The following is a 15,027-nucleotide window of genomic DNA, read 5'->3' on the forward strand; positions in this document are numbered from 1 at the left end:
GGGGTCCTCCCGGTTCGAGATGGCTCATTCTCGCCTGCGGGAGGGTGTGCCCGGTAGTCAATTCCGCCTGGTCCGGGCGGCTCCGAGGCGGTTGATGTCCGCGGGCCGCAGGATGTGGCCGGGGACTTCGGTGCCGGGGGTGGCGACGGCGATCATGGCTCGGCCGAAGGCCTCGGAGGTGATGACGAGGTCCGGTGCGAACCGTCGCAGCAGCGGGACCAGGGGTCTCGTGACGGCGTAGAGGACGCGGTAGAGCCGGGTCCTGGAGGGGACGCCGCGCACCGGCTGGACGATGCCGGGGCGGAACATGTAGGCGCGGAAGGGGAGTTCGAGCAGGTCGTTCTCGGTCCTCCCCTTGACGCGCGCCCACATGGACCGGCCTCGTCCGGTGCTGTCGGTGCCCTCGCCCGAGACGTAGACGAAGGTCATTCCGGGGTTGGCGGCGGCCAGCGGCCGGGCCACGGCGAGGGTCAGGTCGTGGGTGACGCGCCGGTAGTCCTCCTCCTTCATGCGCAGGGAGGAGACGCCCAGGCAGAAGAAGCAGGCGTCGTACGCGGCCGGATCGACCCCGGCGGCGGTCAGGTCGGACGGGTCGTCCTGCACCTGCTCGTGCAGTTTGGAGTGGGTGACGCCGAGCGGTCGGCGTCCGACGGCCAGGACGGCCTCGACCGAGTCGTCGCGCAGGCACTCGCGCAGAACGGCCCGGCCGAGCATCCCGGTCGCGCCGAAGAGGATGACCTTCACCCGGGTCAGCCTAGGGCGTTCCGGCGCTGCGCAGGGGGCGGCTCAGTGGGACACGCACAGCTCGTTGCCCTGGGGGTCGGCGAGGGTCGTCCACGTGCTGGGGCCCTGGCGGCCCTCGTGGAGGTGCTGTGCGCCCTTGGCGAGCAGGCGTTCGACCAGGGCCCGCGGGTCGTCGTCGCCCGTCCGCACATCGAGGTGCACCCGGTTCTTGACGGTCTTGGCCTCGGGGACGAACTGGAAGAGGATGCGGGGCGCACCCGCCAGACCCTCCGGGTGGCGGATGGCCGCGCCGGCCTTCCAGACGAGGGTGCCGCGGTGGGTGGTGGTGTCGTCCTCGGTCGCGTGCCCCGCGGCGATCAGGCCTCGGATGAACTGCTCGTCGCTGGGCTCCACTTCCCATCCGAGGGCGTCCGCCCACCAGTCGGCGAGCGGGTGGGGGTCGGGCGAGTCGATGGTCACCTGGAACGTGTACGCCATGCCGGGACCCTACTGACCGGGCCCCGCCCCCGCCACAGGAGCGCCGGCCGGGCGTGCCTCAAGGGGTGCGGCGGGCCGCGAGGTGCGAGGCGACCAGGACGGCGACGGTGAACAGCCAGGCGGCCACGGCGATCCACAGCAGCACCTCGCCCAGCACCACCAGCCGGGGGAGACCGGCCGGATCCGCGACGGAGAGGCAGGCGGTGGACGTCATGCCGAGCGGGAAGACGGTGGCCCAGCGGCGGATGTCGTAGCGCGGCCGGGGGTGGCGCAGTTCGGCGGTGAGGAGGACGACGTACCAGACGAGGGACACGGCGAGCGCGACGAGCGTGACGGTCCGCAGGACCGTGTGCACCGGACCCGACCAGACGGGTGACGCCATGAGTCTGGAGCCGGCCAGCGCGCAGATGGAGAGCGCGCCGCCGGCCACCCAGTGGTCGCCCGCCCCGCCGGCCACCTCGTGCAGGTCGAACCGGAAGAGGGCGGCCAAGTAGAGCAGCAGGCCCAGGCAGAACGCGGCCAGGGCCGCCCGGACCAGCCACTGCGCGCCGTAGACGGGGGCGAGGACCGCGCCGAGGACGGCGAGCCCCTGGGTGGCCACGCATCCGAGGAAGGCACCGCCGGGCATCCGCCGGCCCCAGTGCCGCACGACGTTGAGCAGGAGTACCGGCCAGACGAGCGCGGCCAGCGCGAGCAGGGCGGCGGCCGCGGTCTGCCAGCCGAACTGGGAGAGCCGGGTGCCGACGACGGTGGTGGCGGCGACGGCCGTCAGGGCGGCCGGGGTGTCGGCCTCGGCCCGGAACCGCCCGCGGTCGGCCAGCAGCCGGGCCGTGAAGTCGAAGGCGAGGACGAGCCACAGGGCGACGGCGATGGCGAAGGCGACCGCCGAAGCCCCCTGGTGCCCCGTCATGTGCAGCGCGACGGAGAGGATGCCGGTGGCCATCACGGCGGCCCCGGCCGCCGGCGGAAGACCCGCCCACCAGCCCGGGCCGGGGAGGATGCTCACGCCTCCAGCGGATCCCATGGGCACGGGGACCGCCAGCGGACTGCGCCGACCGGCCCGCCTCCGTCACGGGGAGGGATGCCCCGGCCCGGTGGTGGCCGGAACTGGCGCTTGTCACACCGGTTAGGCCTCCCTAACCTGTGCTCGCTCAGTCGCTCGCCTGCGATCGAGCAGTTCGGCACCGCTTCGGGCCCCGTCCCCCACCGAAGGAGCCTCCCCCCCATGAACGCACGTCTCGACCACGCCCGGCCCTACGCCCTCGGCCTGTTCCGGATCGTCACCGGTCTGCTGTTCGCCTCGCACGGGGCGGCGTCCCTCTTCGGCGTCCTCGGCGGCGCGCCCGGCGGTGGCACCGTCGCGACCGGCACCTGGCCCGGCTGGTACGCGGCCGCCATCCAGCTGGTCGCCGGCGCCCTGGTCCTGCTGGGGCTGGGCACCCGGCCGGCCGCCTTCCTCGCTTCGGGTTCGATGGCGTACGCGTACTTCACGGTGCACCAGCCGGAAGCGCTCTGGCCGCTGCAGAACGGCGGTGAGGCCTCCGCGATGTTCTGCTGGGCCTTCCTGCTGCTGGTGTTCACGGGACCCGGCGCGCTCGCCCTGGACTCGCTGTTCGCGTCGCGCCCCACCGCCTCCCCCGGGCGCCGTGACGACACCCGGCCGGAGACCGTGGCCGCCTGAGGGAATCGAACGACGCTGCGGCGCCTCACCGGCGGATAGCCTGGGGCGCATGGACGAACTCAACGGGGTGGAGATCGTCGGCTTCGCGGACGCCGCGGCGTTCGAGAGCTGGCTCGCCGAGCACCACACGCGCCAGGAGGGCGTGTGGATCAAGCTCGCCAAGAAGAAGTCCGGCATCGCGTCGGTCACCGATGACGAGCTCGTCGACATCGGGCTCTGCTACGGCTGGATCTCGGGGCAGCGGCGTTCCCTGGACGCCTCGCACTACCTGCAGAAGTACGTGCCGCGGCGGGCGAAGAGCCTGTGGTCGCAGGTGAACGTGGACAAGGTCGCCGCCCTGACCGCCGCCGGCCGGATGCGCGAGCCCGGGCTGGCCGAAGTACGCCGCGCGCAGGCGGACGGCCGCTGGGACGGCGCCTACGCGTCGCAGCGGACGGCGGGGGTGCCGCAGGATTTGGAAGCGGCGCTCGCAGACCGCCCCGAGGCCCGCGCGGCCTTCGAGGCACTCGACCGCACCGGGCGCTACCTGGTGGCCCTGCCGCTGCTCCAGGCGCTCACTCCGGAGACCCGGCAGGCCCGGCTCGACCGGGCCGTACGGCTGCTGGCGGGCGGGGCGGCAAAGCCGGAGGCGGACCCGCGGGGTCCCGCTTCGCCGCCTCGCCGTCGCGGTGAGCCGGTGACCGGGCAGGGCCCGGGAGAACACGTCGGGCCCGGCCTCCGCGCAGGGCGGAGGCAGGGCCCGACGGCGTCCGGGGCGCGGGTCAGGACTCCTGGTTGCCCGCCTTCTCGGCCCGCTCCGCGTTCCGCTCCTTGATCCGCACGGCTTCCTTGCGGACCTCGGCCTGGGTGGCCCGCTCCCGCTGGAGCCACTCCGGGGACTCCTGCTTCAGAGCCTCGATCTGTTCGGTGGTGAGGGGCTCCGTGACCCCGCCGCGGGCGAGGCCCGCGATGGAGACGCCCAGCTTGGAGGCGACCACCGGGCGGGGGTGGGGGCCGTTGCGGCGCAGCTCCTGGAGCCACTGGGGCGGGTCGGCCTGGAGCGCACTCAATTCACTGCGCGAGACGACACCCTCCCGGAATTCTGCGGGGGTGGCCTCGAGGTACACGCCCAGCTTCTTCGCCGCGGTCGCGGGCTTCATCGTCTGGGTGTTCTGGTGCGACGTCATGAGGTCAAGGGTATCGAGCGTGTGCACGGGTTCCGACCACGCCCGGTAACCTTGCGGCGTGACAGGCTCGGAAGTACCCCAAGCGTTTCGGCTCGCTTATGTCCCCGGCGTGACCCCTGCCAAGTGGGTGCGGATCTGGAACGAGCGGCTGCCAGACGTCCCGCTGACCCTCCTCCAGGTCTCCTCAGCCGAGGTGTGCGGCGTACTGCGCTCCGGTGACGCCGACGCGGGATTCGTCCGGCTCCCGGTCGACCGTACGGACCTCAGCGCGATCCCCCTCTACACCGAGACGACGGTGGTCGTCGTACCGAAGGACCACGTCGTCGCGGCGGCCGAGGAGATCACCACCGAGGACCTCGCCGACGAGGTGCTGTGGCAGCCCCTCGACGACACCCTCGACTGGGAGGAACTGCCCGGCCTGCCCCCGGTCGAGCGGCCCGCCACGACGGCGGACGCGATCGAGCTGGTGGCGGCGGGCGTGGGCGTACTCGTCGTCCCCCAGTCCCTGGCCCGGCTGCACCACCGCAAGGACCTCACCTACCGGACGGTCACGGACGCGCCCACCTCGCGCGTCGCACTGTCCTGGCCGCAGGCGGAACCCACCCCCGACCTGGTCGAGGAGTTCATCGGGATCGTCCGCGGCCGGACCGTCAACAGCACGCGGGGCCGTCAGCAGACGCCGCCGCAGCCCAAGGCGAAGGGCAAGCGGCCGGAGGCGGCGGGCAAGGGCGGCGGCGCCGGCGCCCGGCGGGGAGCCGGCACCGCAGGCGGGACGGGGAAGTCCGCGTCCGGCAAGTCGGGCGGCCGCACTCCGCGCGGCGGCGCATCCGGCGGCGCCAAGGGCGGCCGGGCGGGCAAGCCCCGCCGACGCCCCTAGGGTCCGGGCACGGGACAGCGGGTCGCCGGATCGGCCGGCCGGCCCGGTCGCGTTTGCCACAATCGGATCATGCTGACCATCGGAACGATCGTCATGGGCGCCGAGGACGTACGGCGGGCCGCGGACTTCTGGGCCGGAGCGCTGGGCTACGTACCCCGCGACGGCGAGATGGACGACGGCTGGACCGTCCTGGTCCCGGCCGACGGCGGCGGGCCCGGGCTGGCGCTCGGCCGCAGCGTCACCCCGCTCCAGGAACGCCCCCGTGTCCACCTCGACCTCTACGCGGCGGACGCGGCCGATCAGGCGGCGGAGGTGGCGCGGCTGGTGGCCCTGGGTGCGCGGCGTGTGGCGTGGGACTCGTATCCGGAGGATCCCGACTTCGTGGTCCTGGCGGACACCGAGGGCAATCGCTTCTGTGTGATCGATGCGACGCACGGCTGACGCGGCCGCGGAGTCGTCGGTTCGGTCGGCGCCGTCGGGGCGCCGCTAACGCGGTTCCTGGGCGGCGAGGCGGCAGGCGCCGTGGGCCGCGCCACCGGGGACGCCGGCCCCGGTGAGGCCGCTCACGCAGCCCTGGAGGTCGCCGACCACGCCGAGGCGGCACGCCGCCGTGACGGCGTCGGTGGTGGCCGTACCGGCCTGGGCGGCCGTCTGCGTACAGGCGGGGATGTCCGCCGACGCGGCCGGGGCGGTGGCGACGCCGCCTGCGAGGGCGAGGGCGAGAGCGAAGCCGGTGAGGATCCCGCCACCGATTCGGACGGACCTTCCCATGGCGTACACCTCACCCGCGGTCGATTCCGAGCCCTTTCCCACCGTACGGCGGCCCGCCCCACCCGACACCCCGGCCGACCGGGCCGGCGCCGTTCCCCGGAGGGTCGGCTCAGGTCCGGGGGCGATCTCTTCGAGATCGTCGTGGGTGCCGGACAGACCGGCGATGACCGCGCCGCGCCCGAGGCGGACTCCCGGCACCCTCATGGTCTGGCTGCCGAACCACACGTCGTGCGCATGCCGCTCCCGCGGCCCGCCTTCTTTCAAGCGGTGAATTTCCTCTGAGCCGGCCTGGAGCACGCACGTCCGGATCTTGGCTGAAAATTCTTGCAGAAACTTGCAGAGCTCTTCCTCCGCACTCGAAGATGCGGCCCATGCCCCACCACATGACACGCAGATCGCGTCCCCTCGCCCTCGCCGCCACGACCGCGGCGGCCCTCCTGCTGCCCCTGAGCGCCGCCCTTCCCGCTGCGGCAGCCACCGGATCGCCGGCTCCGGAGTGCGTGCACTACGTCCAGAGCTGGCGCTACACCGACGTCCACAACGGCTGCGGCGACACCGTCTCCGTCACGGTCGAGTACACGAACGGCCAGTGGGCCCCGTGCCGCGTCATCGAGCCCGGCGGCCGGGCGACCTTCTCCGGCTACGGCACGAGCGGCAACTACGCCACGGGGCTGCGGACGTGCGACCCCGCCGCCACCGGCCACGCCTGATCCCGATCCCGCCGGGACCGCAGCACTTCCGGCCCTCGTGCCCCGGCCGCGGGCCCGCTACCTGATCCCCCGCTTGTCCCTGCCTTAAGCGGAACCTAAGACTCATCGCGGCCGCCCCGAAGCGAACGATTGTCCGTTTCGGGGCGGCTAGCGTGCTGCCGCAACCCCAACTCCCCAGTAACACAAAGGCAGGCACGTGATGGGCAGCACAGTCGGGCACCGGCGCAGGACGAGTCGTACGGCGAAGGTCACGGGCGCGATCGTGGCGGCGGCGGTGATCGGCGGTGCCGCCCTCGCGCTCACCGGGACCGCGCAGGCCGGAGCCGTCGGCGCCGTCTACACGAAGTCCAGCTCCTGGCAGGGCGGTTACACCGGTCAGTACGTCATCACCAACAGCACCGGCCAGGCCCGGTCGGGCTGGACGCTGGAGTTCGACCTGCCGGCGGGTACGAACATCGACTCGCTGTGGAACGGCACCCACACCGTCTCCGGCCGGCGCGTGACCGTGAAGCCCGCCGGCTGGAACGCGCAGTTGGCGGCCGGAGCCTCCGTCACCGTGGGCTTCGTCGCGAGTGGTTCCGGTGCGCCCGGCGACCCCACGGGCTGCCGCATCGACGGCGTGAAGTGCTCCGTGGACCAGGGCGCGACGGCCGGGCCGAGCGGACGCCCCACCGTCCGCCCCACCGCCACCGCGGCGCCCACCACCGCCCCGACGGCGTCGGCCACTTCCCCCGCGCCGACCCGGACCGCCGCGCCCTCCCCCACGGCGACCGCCCCGGCCCCCACGGGCGGCGCACGCTTCGCCCCGTACGTGGACACCTCGCTGTACCCCGCCTACGACCTGCTCGACACCGCGGCGCAGACCGGCGTGAAGGAGTTCCACCTCGCCTTCATCACCTCGGGCGGGGGCTGCGCCCCGCTGTGGGGAGGCGTCACGGACCTCGCGAACGACAGGGTGGCCGCGCAGATCGGAGCCCTGCGCGCCAAGGGCGGCGACGTCCGCGTGTCCTTCGGCGGGGCCGCCGGCCACGAACTGGCCCTGAACTGCGCCACCGCGGACGACCTGGCCAACGCCTACGGGAAGGTGATCGACCACTACCGGCTCACCAAGGTCGACTTCGACATCGAGGGCGCGGCGCTGCCCGACACCGCCGCCAACACCCGCCGGGCGCAGGCCATCGCCAAGCTCCAGAAGTCCCACCCCGGCCTGGACGTCGCCTTCACCCTGCCCGTGATGCCCGAGGGCTTGACCCAGCCGGGCGTGGCCCTCCTGGCCGACGCCCGGAAGAACGGGGTCCGCGTCGACGCCGTCAACATCATGGCGATGGACTACGGTCCGGCGTACAGCGGGGACATGGGGCAGTACGCGATCCAGGCCGCGACGGCCACGCAGGCCCAGATCAAGGGCGTGCTCGGGCTGTCCGACGCCGCGGCGTGGAAGGCCGTGGCCGTCACGCCGATGATCGGGGTCAACGACGTGGTCAGTGAGGTCTTCACCGTCGCGGACGCCACGCAGCTCGTGGAGTTCGCGGCGGCCAAGGGCATCGGCAGGCTGGCGATGTGGTCCTCGACGCGCGACAAGCAGTGCGCGGCGGGTGCCGTCAACCGTGCGGACGCCACGTGCAGTTCGATCCTCCAGCAGCCGCTGGCCTTCACCAGGGCATTCGCCGCCCTCAAGTAGCCACCGCCCGGACCGATTCGGGCCCGGCGCCCCTGTCGGGTCCGGGCCCGAGATCGCGATCGGCTCAGGCCAGGATGCCCGCTCGGGCGGCGATGTCGAGGGCCGCGTCCAGGCGCGGAGCGGTGCCGCCGTCGGAACCGGGGGCCGTCAGCAGGGCCGTCACCGCGTCGGCGTCGGCCTTGCCGTCCCGGGCCAGGGCCGCGAACCGGTCCACGGCCTCGGTGAGGGCGCGTTCCTGCACGTACGGGGCGTCGAAGGAGGCAGCCGTGAGCCCCAGGAACTCCTCGTGCGAGCCGACCCAGGGCGCGGCTCCCTCCAGCCCGTCCTCGCGCAGCTCCTCCGGGTACGGGATGCGGTGCCAGGCACCGTCCTCCCACCAGTAGACGAAGCCGAACAGGTTGCCGTCCGCGTCGTCCCGCAGGAGGTCCCAGGGCAGCCAGTCGGGTCCGCCGGCGAGGAAGTCGATCTGCTCGCCGCCGATGTGGGTGTGGCTGCCGTCGGGGTCCTGGCCGCAGAACACAGCTCGTCCCCCCTCGAACACGGTCAGGCGCCACCAGCCGCCGGCGCCGGTGGAGTGGCACCACAGACCATCTTCGTCGAGGGCGAACTCCGTACCGCGGGCGAAGGCCGTGTCCACCATCGCCATGATGGCGGCTCTGGCCCACAACTGCGACGGGTGGTCGAGGTCTTCGGGCCGGCTCGGCGTGTGCATGGCGGGGTCTCCTTCCAGGTCCCGGCCCAGCCTCGCACGCCGCCGCACCGATGCCCCCACCCGGGTCCGCAGCGGGCGCCCGGTCGGGCCGGCCGGCCGGGAGAGGCGTGGAGTCCGGCCCGGTCGGGGCTCCGACCGGGCCGGGCTCGGCGCTACGCCGGTCAGGCGTTGACGCAGGTGTTGCCGGCGGCCGGGTTGAGCGCGCCGATCACGTTGATGCTGTTCCCGCAGACGTTGATCGGAATGTGGATCGGGATCTGGACGACGTTGCCGGAGAGGACACCCGGCGAGCCGACCGCGATTCCCTCGGCGACGGAGTCCGCCGAGGCAGAGGACGCACCGCCGATGACTGCCAGGCCCAGCACCAGAGCGAGGCCCGCACTCTTCCAAACACGCGACACGAGGAATCTCCTTGTCGTGCAGGGCGGTGCCGGAGCACCGCACGGCCCCGAGGGGGGCCGCCCCTCCTTCTTCGGCAGCCGACCGCCGTGGGCCGAAGCCGGAAGGCCCCCGTTCCCTCGAAGAGGTGCCCCCGGGCCTCCGTTCGGTCGTACGGCACCGGCGCCGGTTCGAGGCCCTGTTCGAGCAACTTCCGCGGTGGGCAGGGCTGCTCGGACCCGGTACGGCGCATCGGCGGAGGCGGGGAGGTCCTCGCGGTCCACAGCGCCGGCCCGGGCGTCATCGGCCGCGGGAAGGAAGGCCGCCCGCGCGGCGGCACCCGGTCCGGCGCGGGGCCGGACCGGGTGCTCGTGTGCCTGTGCGCCGCGTCCGGTCAGGCGGGCTTGTGCGTCCAACTGGTACACAGGGCCCAGATGATGAACACGTCGATGGCGATGATGATGATCGACCACCAGGGCTGGTACGGCAGCCACAGGAAGTTGACGATGATGCTGAGGCCGGCGAGCGCGATGCCCGCGCCCCTGGCCACGTTGGAGCCGAGGAAGAGACCCACCCCGGTCAGGACGACGACGAGTCCGACGATGAGGTGGATCCAGCCCCATGCCGTCAGGTCGAACTCGAAGACGTAGTTGCCGAGGCGTGCGTACACGTCGTCCTCGGCGATGGCGGCGATGCCCTGGAAGATCGCCAGGCATCCTGTCACGACGAGGAGGACCGCGGCGAAGAACGTGCCGACCGCTCCTCCGGTTCCGTCGTCACCGCTGGACAGCGGTGTGGTGCCCGGCGCGGGGCCGGTGTTCCAAGCTCCCCCGGTCGGTGTCGACTGGCCCATCGAACTCACCTCACAATTGGCGGTACCGCGCCGGACACTCATCACAGTGTCGTCCGGCCCTCGGCTTCTCGTGATCACCCGAAGCGGGTGGTCCTCCCTTCCGGGTCGTGTGGCGGGACGGCGTCAGGCGGGTACCTGGCGCATTTCGAGCACCCGCAGGCCCAGGGACTGGAAGCGTGTGAGAAGCCCGTACAGGTGTGCCTCGTCCGCCACGACGCCGAGCAGGAGCGTCTGCTCCCGGACGGGGATCCGGTCGAGCTCGGGGAAGCTCGCGGCGAGTGTGTCCGGTACGACGCCCGAGATGCGGAACTCGTAGCGCATAGCGCACTCACTTCTCTCCGACGGAAAGACTTCAGGTGCTGTGCCGTGCCATCGTCGCCCGTACCCCGCCGCCCGGCATCGCCCGGTGCGGGCGAGACGGCCGCCGGCCGTGTGCGTCAGAGCAGCCCGAGGTCCTCGGCCCGGTGGACGGCGTCGCTGCGCCGGGTGACGCCGAGCTTGCGGTAGATGCTCTTCAGATGGGTCTTGACCGTGTTGGCGGACACGTACAGCTCGGCCGCGATCTCGTCGGTGGACAGCATCCGCGCGGCGTGGCGCAGCACCTCGGTCTCCCGGACGCTGAGCGCCTCCACCACGGGCGGCGCCCCGTCGGCGGCGCGGCCGGGCCGGTGGTGGCGGACGGGGCGGCCGCGGCCCGGCGACGGCCGCGGGCCCTCCCGCAGCAGGCGGCGGTCCGGGGGCCCGCTGCGGGTGGGGGGCCGGCGCAGTCCGTCCGGCTGGCGGAGCTCTTCGGGCCGGCGCAGTTCCTGCGGCCGGAGGAGCTCCTCCGTCCCGGCGCCGGCCTGCAGCGCGGCTCCCGCCGGCCCGGGCCCGGCCGTGCCGGGACCGTGCTGCGCCGCGGCGATCGCGGCCCGCAGGTGGCGGGCGGCCTGCTGGGCCGGCGGCGCGAGGCGGTCCTCGGCGGGCAGGGCCGCCAGCTCCCGCGCGGCGGGGCCGGTACGGCCGGCCGCCAGGAGGGCGCGGGCGCGGGCCAGCGCGTGCTCGGGCCGCCCGCGGGGCACGGCGTCGAGCGCCCGGAGGGCCGCTGCGGCGTCACCGCACGCCAGGTGCGCGGCCGACTCGGCCACGGCCAGCTCGTCCACGGCCCAGGCGGACGCGGGCGCGGCCGTGGCGGCCGGGCGCAGGCGGGCGAGTACGGCGAGCGCCGCCCGTCCGTCGCCCTCGTGGGCCGCGATGCGGGTGCCGATGACCGCTGCGTGGAGTGCCGCCACCGGTTCGGGGCGGGAGCCGGCGGCGGCGGTCGCCTGCTGCATGTGGGAACGCGCAGCCGGTAGGTCGCCGTGCTCGACGGCGACGCCCGCCAGCGCGAGGTGGGCGGCGCCGGACCGCCGCTCGGGCGGGAGGGCCGACCGTTCCGCCACCGCGAGGGACGCGCGGGCGTGGTCGGCGGCCTCCCGGAAGCGGCCCTGCACCAGCTCGACGAGGGCGAGCGAGCCGAGCGCGTCGCTGAGCGGATGCTGCGTCGCCGGATCGGCTGCCCGAACGGTGGTGCCATCGGTCTCCGGCATGGTGGACCGGTCCGCCGGCGGCCCGGCGTCGCACGCCTCGACGGCGGCCCTCAGGACGTGCTCCGCCGCGTCGAGCCGTCCGGCACCGAGACGCACCACGCCGAGGGCCCCCAGCAGCAGGGCACGGATCTCGGGGTGCGCGGCCACGCGCCGCGCCGGCAGCTCGCCGAGCAGGCGCTCGGCGTCGGCCGCCGCCCGCTCGGTGGCCGCCGCGTCGCCGGTCGTGCGTCCTGCCAGCACCCCCAGGAAGGCCCTGCTGAGCCGGGCGGCCCCACCGGATCCGGCGCTCAGCCGGGAGTCGGCGTGCCGCACCGCGTCCTCGTACCCGGGCAGGTCCTCTGCGACGAGGCGGGCGGCCGCGCCGACCAGGGCGGGTGCCACGCCCGGCGCATCCGCGGGGAGGGGTGCGAAGGCCCGGTTCAGCTGCTCCGCCTCCAGGCCGGTGAACAGCCGGCCGATCGCGAGGCCGTCGACGAGTTGTTCCGCCGCGAACGGCCAGTCGCCGGCCTCGGCCGCCTGGACCACGGCCTCCGTGAGCCGGCCGGTCGCCGCGAGCCAGCGTGCCGCACGGCCGTGCAGCTGCTGCTCCAGACCCGGGTGGCGCTGCCGCAGGTGTGCGCGTAGGACCTCGGCGAACAGGGGGTGGAGCCGGTACCAGGCCGACGCGTCGACCTGTTCCAGGAAGGCGTTGTCGCGGGCCAGCCCGGCCAGGGTCCGGGCGGCGTCGTCGCGGCCGGTGAGCGCGTCCGCCAGGTCGGGGTGGACCCGGTCGGTGATGCTGACGCGCAGCAGCAGGTCCTGTGTGTCGGGCGGCTGCGCGTCGAGCACCTCTTTGAGCAGGTAGTCGGCGATGGTGGTGCGGTCTGCCGCGAACTGGCGCACGAATGCTTCCGGATCGGGGCTGCGCTGCATGGCGAGGGCGCACAGCCGCACCCCGGCGGCCCATCCCTCGGTGCGCTGCATCAGCAGCCGGACGCCGTCCTGCGACAGGTCCAGCCGGTGTTCGCCCAGCAGGGCCTCGGCGTCCGCGTGGGTGAACCTGAGGTCGGCGTGCCGGATCTCGGCGATCTCGCCGGCCGCCCGGTAGCGGTGCAGCGGGAGGAGGGAGTCGGTCCGGCTGGTGAGGACGATGCGCAGACCTCCGGCGGCGTGCCGGAGTACGAAGTCCAGCCCCTCGGTCATGGCGGGCGGCTGGGCCGTGTCGAACTGGTCGAGGACGAGGACCACGGGCTGCACGGCATCGGCCAGGGCCGCCGCCAGGCGTACCAGGAAGGACTGGGTCACCCCTTCGGCGCGGGTGGGCCCGCCCACGGTGGCGGGCAGCTCGACGCCGCCCCGGTGCAGGGCTTCCAGCACGTACGCCCAGAAGACGCCGGGGGCGTCGTCGGGTTCGACGGTCAGCCACACGGGGGGCCGCGGGGCGCGGGCGCCGGCCGCCGCCCAGTGGGCGGTGAGCACCGTCTTGCCGGAGCCGGCGGGGCCGTTGATGAGGGTGAGGGGGCCCTGCACCCCGGCGGTCAGGCGTGCGAGCAGTTCGGGCCGGTGGACGAGCGTCTTCGGCACGGCCGGTGCGGTGAAGCGGGCCGTGAGCATCGGATCGCACTGCGGTCGGGCCACAGGCTCCACTCAAGCCGTCATCGGGGGTGATCACCACTCGGGTCACCCGGTCCGGGTGAGGCGCGGGTCGGCTGCGGCGCGGCGGGCTCGGCGAGGAGCATCTGCGGCGGGTCGTCGGGGGTGCCCAGGCGGCGGGCGGTCCAGGGCTCGTGGGCCAGGATGTAGCCCAGGGCGATGCCCATGGTGACGACGACGAAGAACATGATCAGCCAGGACAGGACGACGAAGACCAGCCCGAGGCTGCCGAACTGCTGGAGGCTGTGGTTCATGGCGCGGGGCACGTAGAACCGGGAGCCGAAGCTGACCAGGCTCGCCCCGACCGCGACCAGGACGGCGCCGGGCAGCAGGGGCAGCCACGCCACGCGGCCGCCGAGCAGGAGGTGCTGGGTCCACCACCACAGCAGGGTTCCGCTGATCAGGGAGACGACCGCACCGAGGGCGCGGCCGATACCGAAGGCCTCCTGCAGCGGCCCCTGGAACAACAGGGCGGCCAGCCAGACGAGCAGCCAGGCCACCCAGCGCCAGGCCGCGAGCCGGGCCCCGGCCTTCGGCAGGTGCCAGGACCGCTCGCAGGTCCGCTGGAGGGCGCGGCTGCAGGCGGTGGCGGACAGCAGGGTCACGACGACCCCGACCACGCCGGTGCTGGTGACGGCCGCGGTGTCGGTGGCTTCGTAGACCGCGCGGACCTGGTCCAGGGCCGGGCCCGTCAGGCCCAGGGTGGCGGTGAGGGTGGAGATGAGCTGCGTGCGCAGCCACTCGGGGGCGAGGGCTCCGACGACGAAGACGGCGGGGATCGCGCCGAGGAAGGCCTGTGCGGCCAGCCGGGTCGCGCAGTCCAGGATGTTGACGCGTGCGAACTGTTCGAGGACCCGGCCCAGCAACGGCGTGTACTTGCGCATCCAGCCCGGCACGGTGAAGCGGGGCGGCTTGTCGCGCGGTCCGGACGACACGGTGCGGGCTCCTTCCGCGGACGGCGCCTGTCGGCTGCGGTTGCCCTCCATGAGCAGGATGGGGCAGCGCCGCAGGTCCGGCACGTCGGGGGCGGTCCCGGGGAAAAAGGGCGCGCGTCCGCGCGGGCCGGGCGCCTACCATCCGACCGACCGCCGCCGCCCGAGAGAGAGAACGATGGAGATCATCTTCCGGAAGCTTCCCGACAACCGGCACGATCTGGAGGTGCGGGACCGGCGGGGGCCGGACGTACGGCTGACGGACCGGGCGACCGGCCCGACGATGCCCCACGACCTCGTGCACGCGGCGGTGGAGAGCGCGCTGGAGATCACCGACGGGTTCTGGGGGGCCATGGCGCGGGGTGCGACCTTCGAGGGCTTCGAGACGACGACCCCGTCCCGCCACCGCCGGTCGGGGTTGAAGGTCCTGCGGCGCGGTGGCGACGCCGTGCTGCGGGCCGAACTCTGCGTCAACTGGGCCTACCGGGTCTGGTCCGGGCTCAGCACCGAGGGCCGGGGGGTCGGCCGGAGCCCGCTCGACGACCGGCAGGTCGCCCTGGCGTGCGCGGCGCTCGACCGTGCCGCCGAGCGCTGGTCCGAGGTGGCGGACGGCGGATCCCTCGTCTGGCGCTGGTGACCTGCGCCCCCTCGACGCCGGCGCCTGCGCGTCAGCCGGCCCTGGGCCACCCGCAAGCCCGGACCGGAGTGGAGGCCGAAGCCGGTCGGGCCGTGGAGGAGGCCAGGGTACCGGCGGTGAGGGCGACGTTCCTCGGCCGCAGCGGCGGGGCGGCGCGCACCTCACGGCCGCCTGGCGAGGCGGCCGAGTGACATCAGGCGCACTTCGA

The 15,027-nt window shown here is 74.1% G+C and carries 18 protein-coding genes; 7 read left to right on the forward strand and 11 right to left on the reverse strand.

Features of this window, described 5'->3' with window-relative positions; translation table 11 throughout:
- Positions 1-57: 57 nt before the first annotated feature.
- Genes IF89_RS0111565 through IF89_RS0111575 form a run of 3 tightly spaced genes read right to left on the reverse strand, consistent with a single transcriptional unit; the run spans position 58 to position 2,227 of the window.
- Positions 58-744, reverse strand: a complete 687-nt coding sequence (locus IF89_RS0111565) for an epimerase (protein ID WP_030765076.1) — start codon at positions 742-744, stop codon at positions 58-60.
- 42 nt (positions 745-786) lie between these two features.
- Positions 787-1,221 carry a VOC family protein gene (locus IF89_RS0111570; RefSeq protein WP_030765079.1) on the reverse strand — a complete coding sequence of 145 codons (435 nt, stop codon included), beginning with the start codon at positions 1,219-1,221 and terminating at the stop codon, positions 787-789.
- Positions 1,222-1,279: 58 nt separating this feature from the next.
- Complete coding sequence (locus IF89_RS0111575) at positions 1,280-2,227, reverse strand: tellurite resistance/C4-dicarboxylate transporter family protein (protein WP_234327724.1); 948 nt, start codon at positions 2,225-2,227, stop codon at positions 1,280-1,282.
- A gap of 219 nt (positions 2,228-2,446) precedes the next feature.
- Between IF89_RS0111575 and IF89_RS0111580 the strand changes: the two genes are divergently transcribed.
- Both IF89_RS0111580 and IF89_RS0111585 read left to right on the forward strand, forming a co-directional pair.
- A complete protein-coding gene (locus tag IF89_RS0111580; RefSeq protein ID WP_043193683.1) occupies positions 2,447-2,902 on the forward strand; it encodes a DoxX family protein in 456 nt (151 codons plus the stop codon).
- A 49-nt stretch (positions 2,903-2,951) separates the two neighbouring features.
- On the forward strand, positions 2,952-3,716 hold the full coding sequence (locus tag IF89_RS0111585; protein WP_078628228.1) for a YdeI/OmpD-associated family protein: 765 nt from the start codon (positions 2,952-2,954) through the stop codon (positions 3,714-3,716).
- Here the strand turns inward: IF89_RS0111585 and IF89_RS0111590 are convergent.
- Complete coding sequence (locus tag IF89_RS0111590; RefSeq protein ID WP_030765087.1) at positions 3,664-4,068, reverse strand: DUF5997 family protein; 405 nt, start codon at positions 4,066-4,068, stop codon at positions 3,664-3,666. The two genes, IF89_RS0111585 and IF89_RS0111590, sit on opposite strands and share 53 nt — an antisense overlap.
- A 58-nt stretch (positions 4,069-4,126) precedes the next feature.
- Between IF89_RS0111590 and IF89_RS0111595 the strand changes: the two genes are divergently transcribed.
- Together IF89_RS0111595 and IF89_RS0111600 are read left to right on the forward strand one after the other, a co-directional pair.
- Positions 4,127-4,945, forward strand: coding sequence for a LysR substrate-binding domain-containing protein (locus IF89_RS0111595; protein ID WP_078628229.1), 819 nt, complete (start codon positions 4,127-4,129; stop codon positions 4,943-4,945).
- 69 nt (positions 4,946-5,014) lie between these two features.
- Positions 5,015-5,386 carry a VOC family protein gene (locus tag IF89_RS0111600; protein WP_030765093.1) on the forward strand — a complete coding sequence of 124 codons (372 nt, stop codon included), beginning with the start codon at positions 5,015-5,017 and terminating at the stop codon, positions 5,384-5,386.
- Positions 5,387-5,431: 45 nt separating this feature from the next.
- Here IF89_RS0111600 and IF89_RS0111605 read toward each other — a convergent pair whose 3' ends face one another.
- A complete protein-coding gene (locus tag IF89_RS0111605) occupies positions 5,432-5,716 on the reverse strand; it encodes a hypothetical protein (RefSeq protein WP_030765096.1) in 285 nt (94 codons plus the stop codon).
- A gap of 383 nt (positions 5,717-6,099) precedes the next feature.
- Here IF89_RS0111605 and IF89_RS37900 point away from each other — a divergent pair, with 383 nt between their 5' ends.
- Positions 6,100-6,426, forward strand: a complete 327-nt coding sequence (locus IF89_RS37900) for an alpha-amylase (protein WP_063831284.1) — start codon at positions 6,100-6,102, stop codon at positions 6,424-6,426.
- A gap of 199 nt (positions 6,427-6,625) precedes the next feature.
- On the forward strand, positions 6,626-8,107 hold the full coding sequence (locus IF89_RS0111615) for a cellulose binding domain-containing protein (protein ID WP_030765101.1): 1,482 nt from the start codon (positions 6,626-6,628) through the stop codon (positions 8,105-8,107).
- A gap of 64 nt (positions 8,108-8,171) precedes the next feature.
- Here the strand turns inward: IF89_RS0111615 and IF89_RS0111620 are convergent, their stop codons facing one another.
- From IF89_RS0111620 to IF89_RS0111645, 6 genes are all read right to left on the reverse strand, one after another.
- Entirely contained in the window at positions 8,172-8,819 is a 648-nt protein-coding gene (locus IF89_RS0111620) for a hypothetical protein (protein ID WP_030765102.1), read from the reverse strand.
- A 161-nt stretch (positions 8,820-8,980) separates the two neighbouring features.
- Positions 8,981-9,220: a chaplin gene (locus tag IF89_RS0111625; RefSeq protein WP_051806978.1), complete on the reverse strand. Its 240-nt coding sequence runs from the start codon at positions 9,218-9,220 to the stop codon at positions 8,981-8,983.
- Between the two features lie 371 nt (positions 9,221-9,591).
- A complete protein-coding gene (locus tag IF89_RS0111630) occupies positions 9,592-10,050 on the reverse strand; it encodes a DUF7144 family membrane protein (protein WP_030765107.1) in 459 nt (152 codons plus the stop codon).
- A gap of 123 nt (positions 10,051-10,173) precedes the next feature.
- Entirely contained in the window at positions 10,174-10,371 is a 198-nt protein-coding gene (locus IF89_RS0111635) for a hypothetical protein (RefSeq protein WP_030765110.1), read from the reverse strand.
- A gap of 116 nt (positions 10,372-10,487) precedes the next feature.
- Entirely contained in the window at positions 10,488-13,235 is a 2,748-nt protein-coding gene (locus tag IF89_RS49325; RefSeq protein WP_324605323.1) for a LuxR C-terminal-related transcriptional regulator, read from the reverse strand.
- A 17-nt stretch (positions 13,236-13,252) separates the two neighbouring features.
- Entirely contained in the window at positions 13,253-14,185 is a 933-nt protein-coding gene (locus IF89_RS0111645; RefSeq protein WP_234327725.1) for a YhjD/YihY/BrkB family envelope integrity protein, read from the reverse strand.
- 175 nt (positions 14,186-14,360) lie between these two features.
- Here IF89_RS0111645 and IF89_RS0111650 point away from each other — a divergent pair, with 175 nt between their 5' ends.
- Positions 14,361-14,819 (forward strand): hypothetical protein, encoded by a 459-nt coding sequence (locus IF89_RS0111650; protein ID WP_030765119.1) that lies wholly within the window; start codon positions 14,361-14,363, stop codon positions 14,817-14,819.
- The last annotated feature ends 208 nt before the right edge of the window (positions 14,820-15,027 follow it).

It is taken from the genome of Streptomyces sp. NRRL F-2664 (genome assembly GCF_000719345.1).
Taxonomy (GTDB): domain Bacteria; phylum Actinomycetota; class Actinomycetes; order Streptomycetales; family Streptomycetaceae; genus Streptomyces.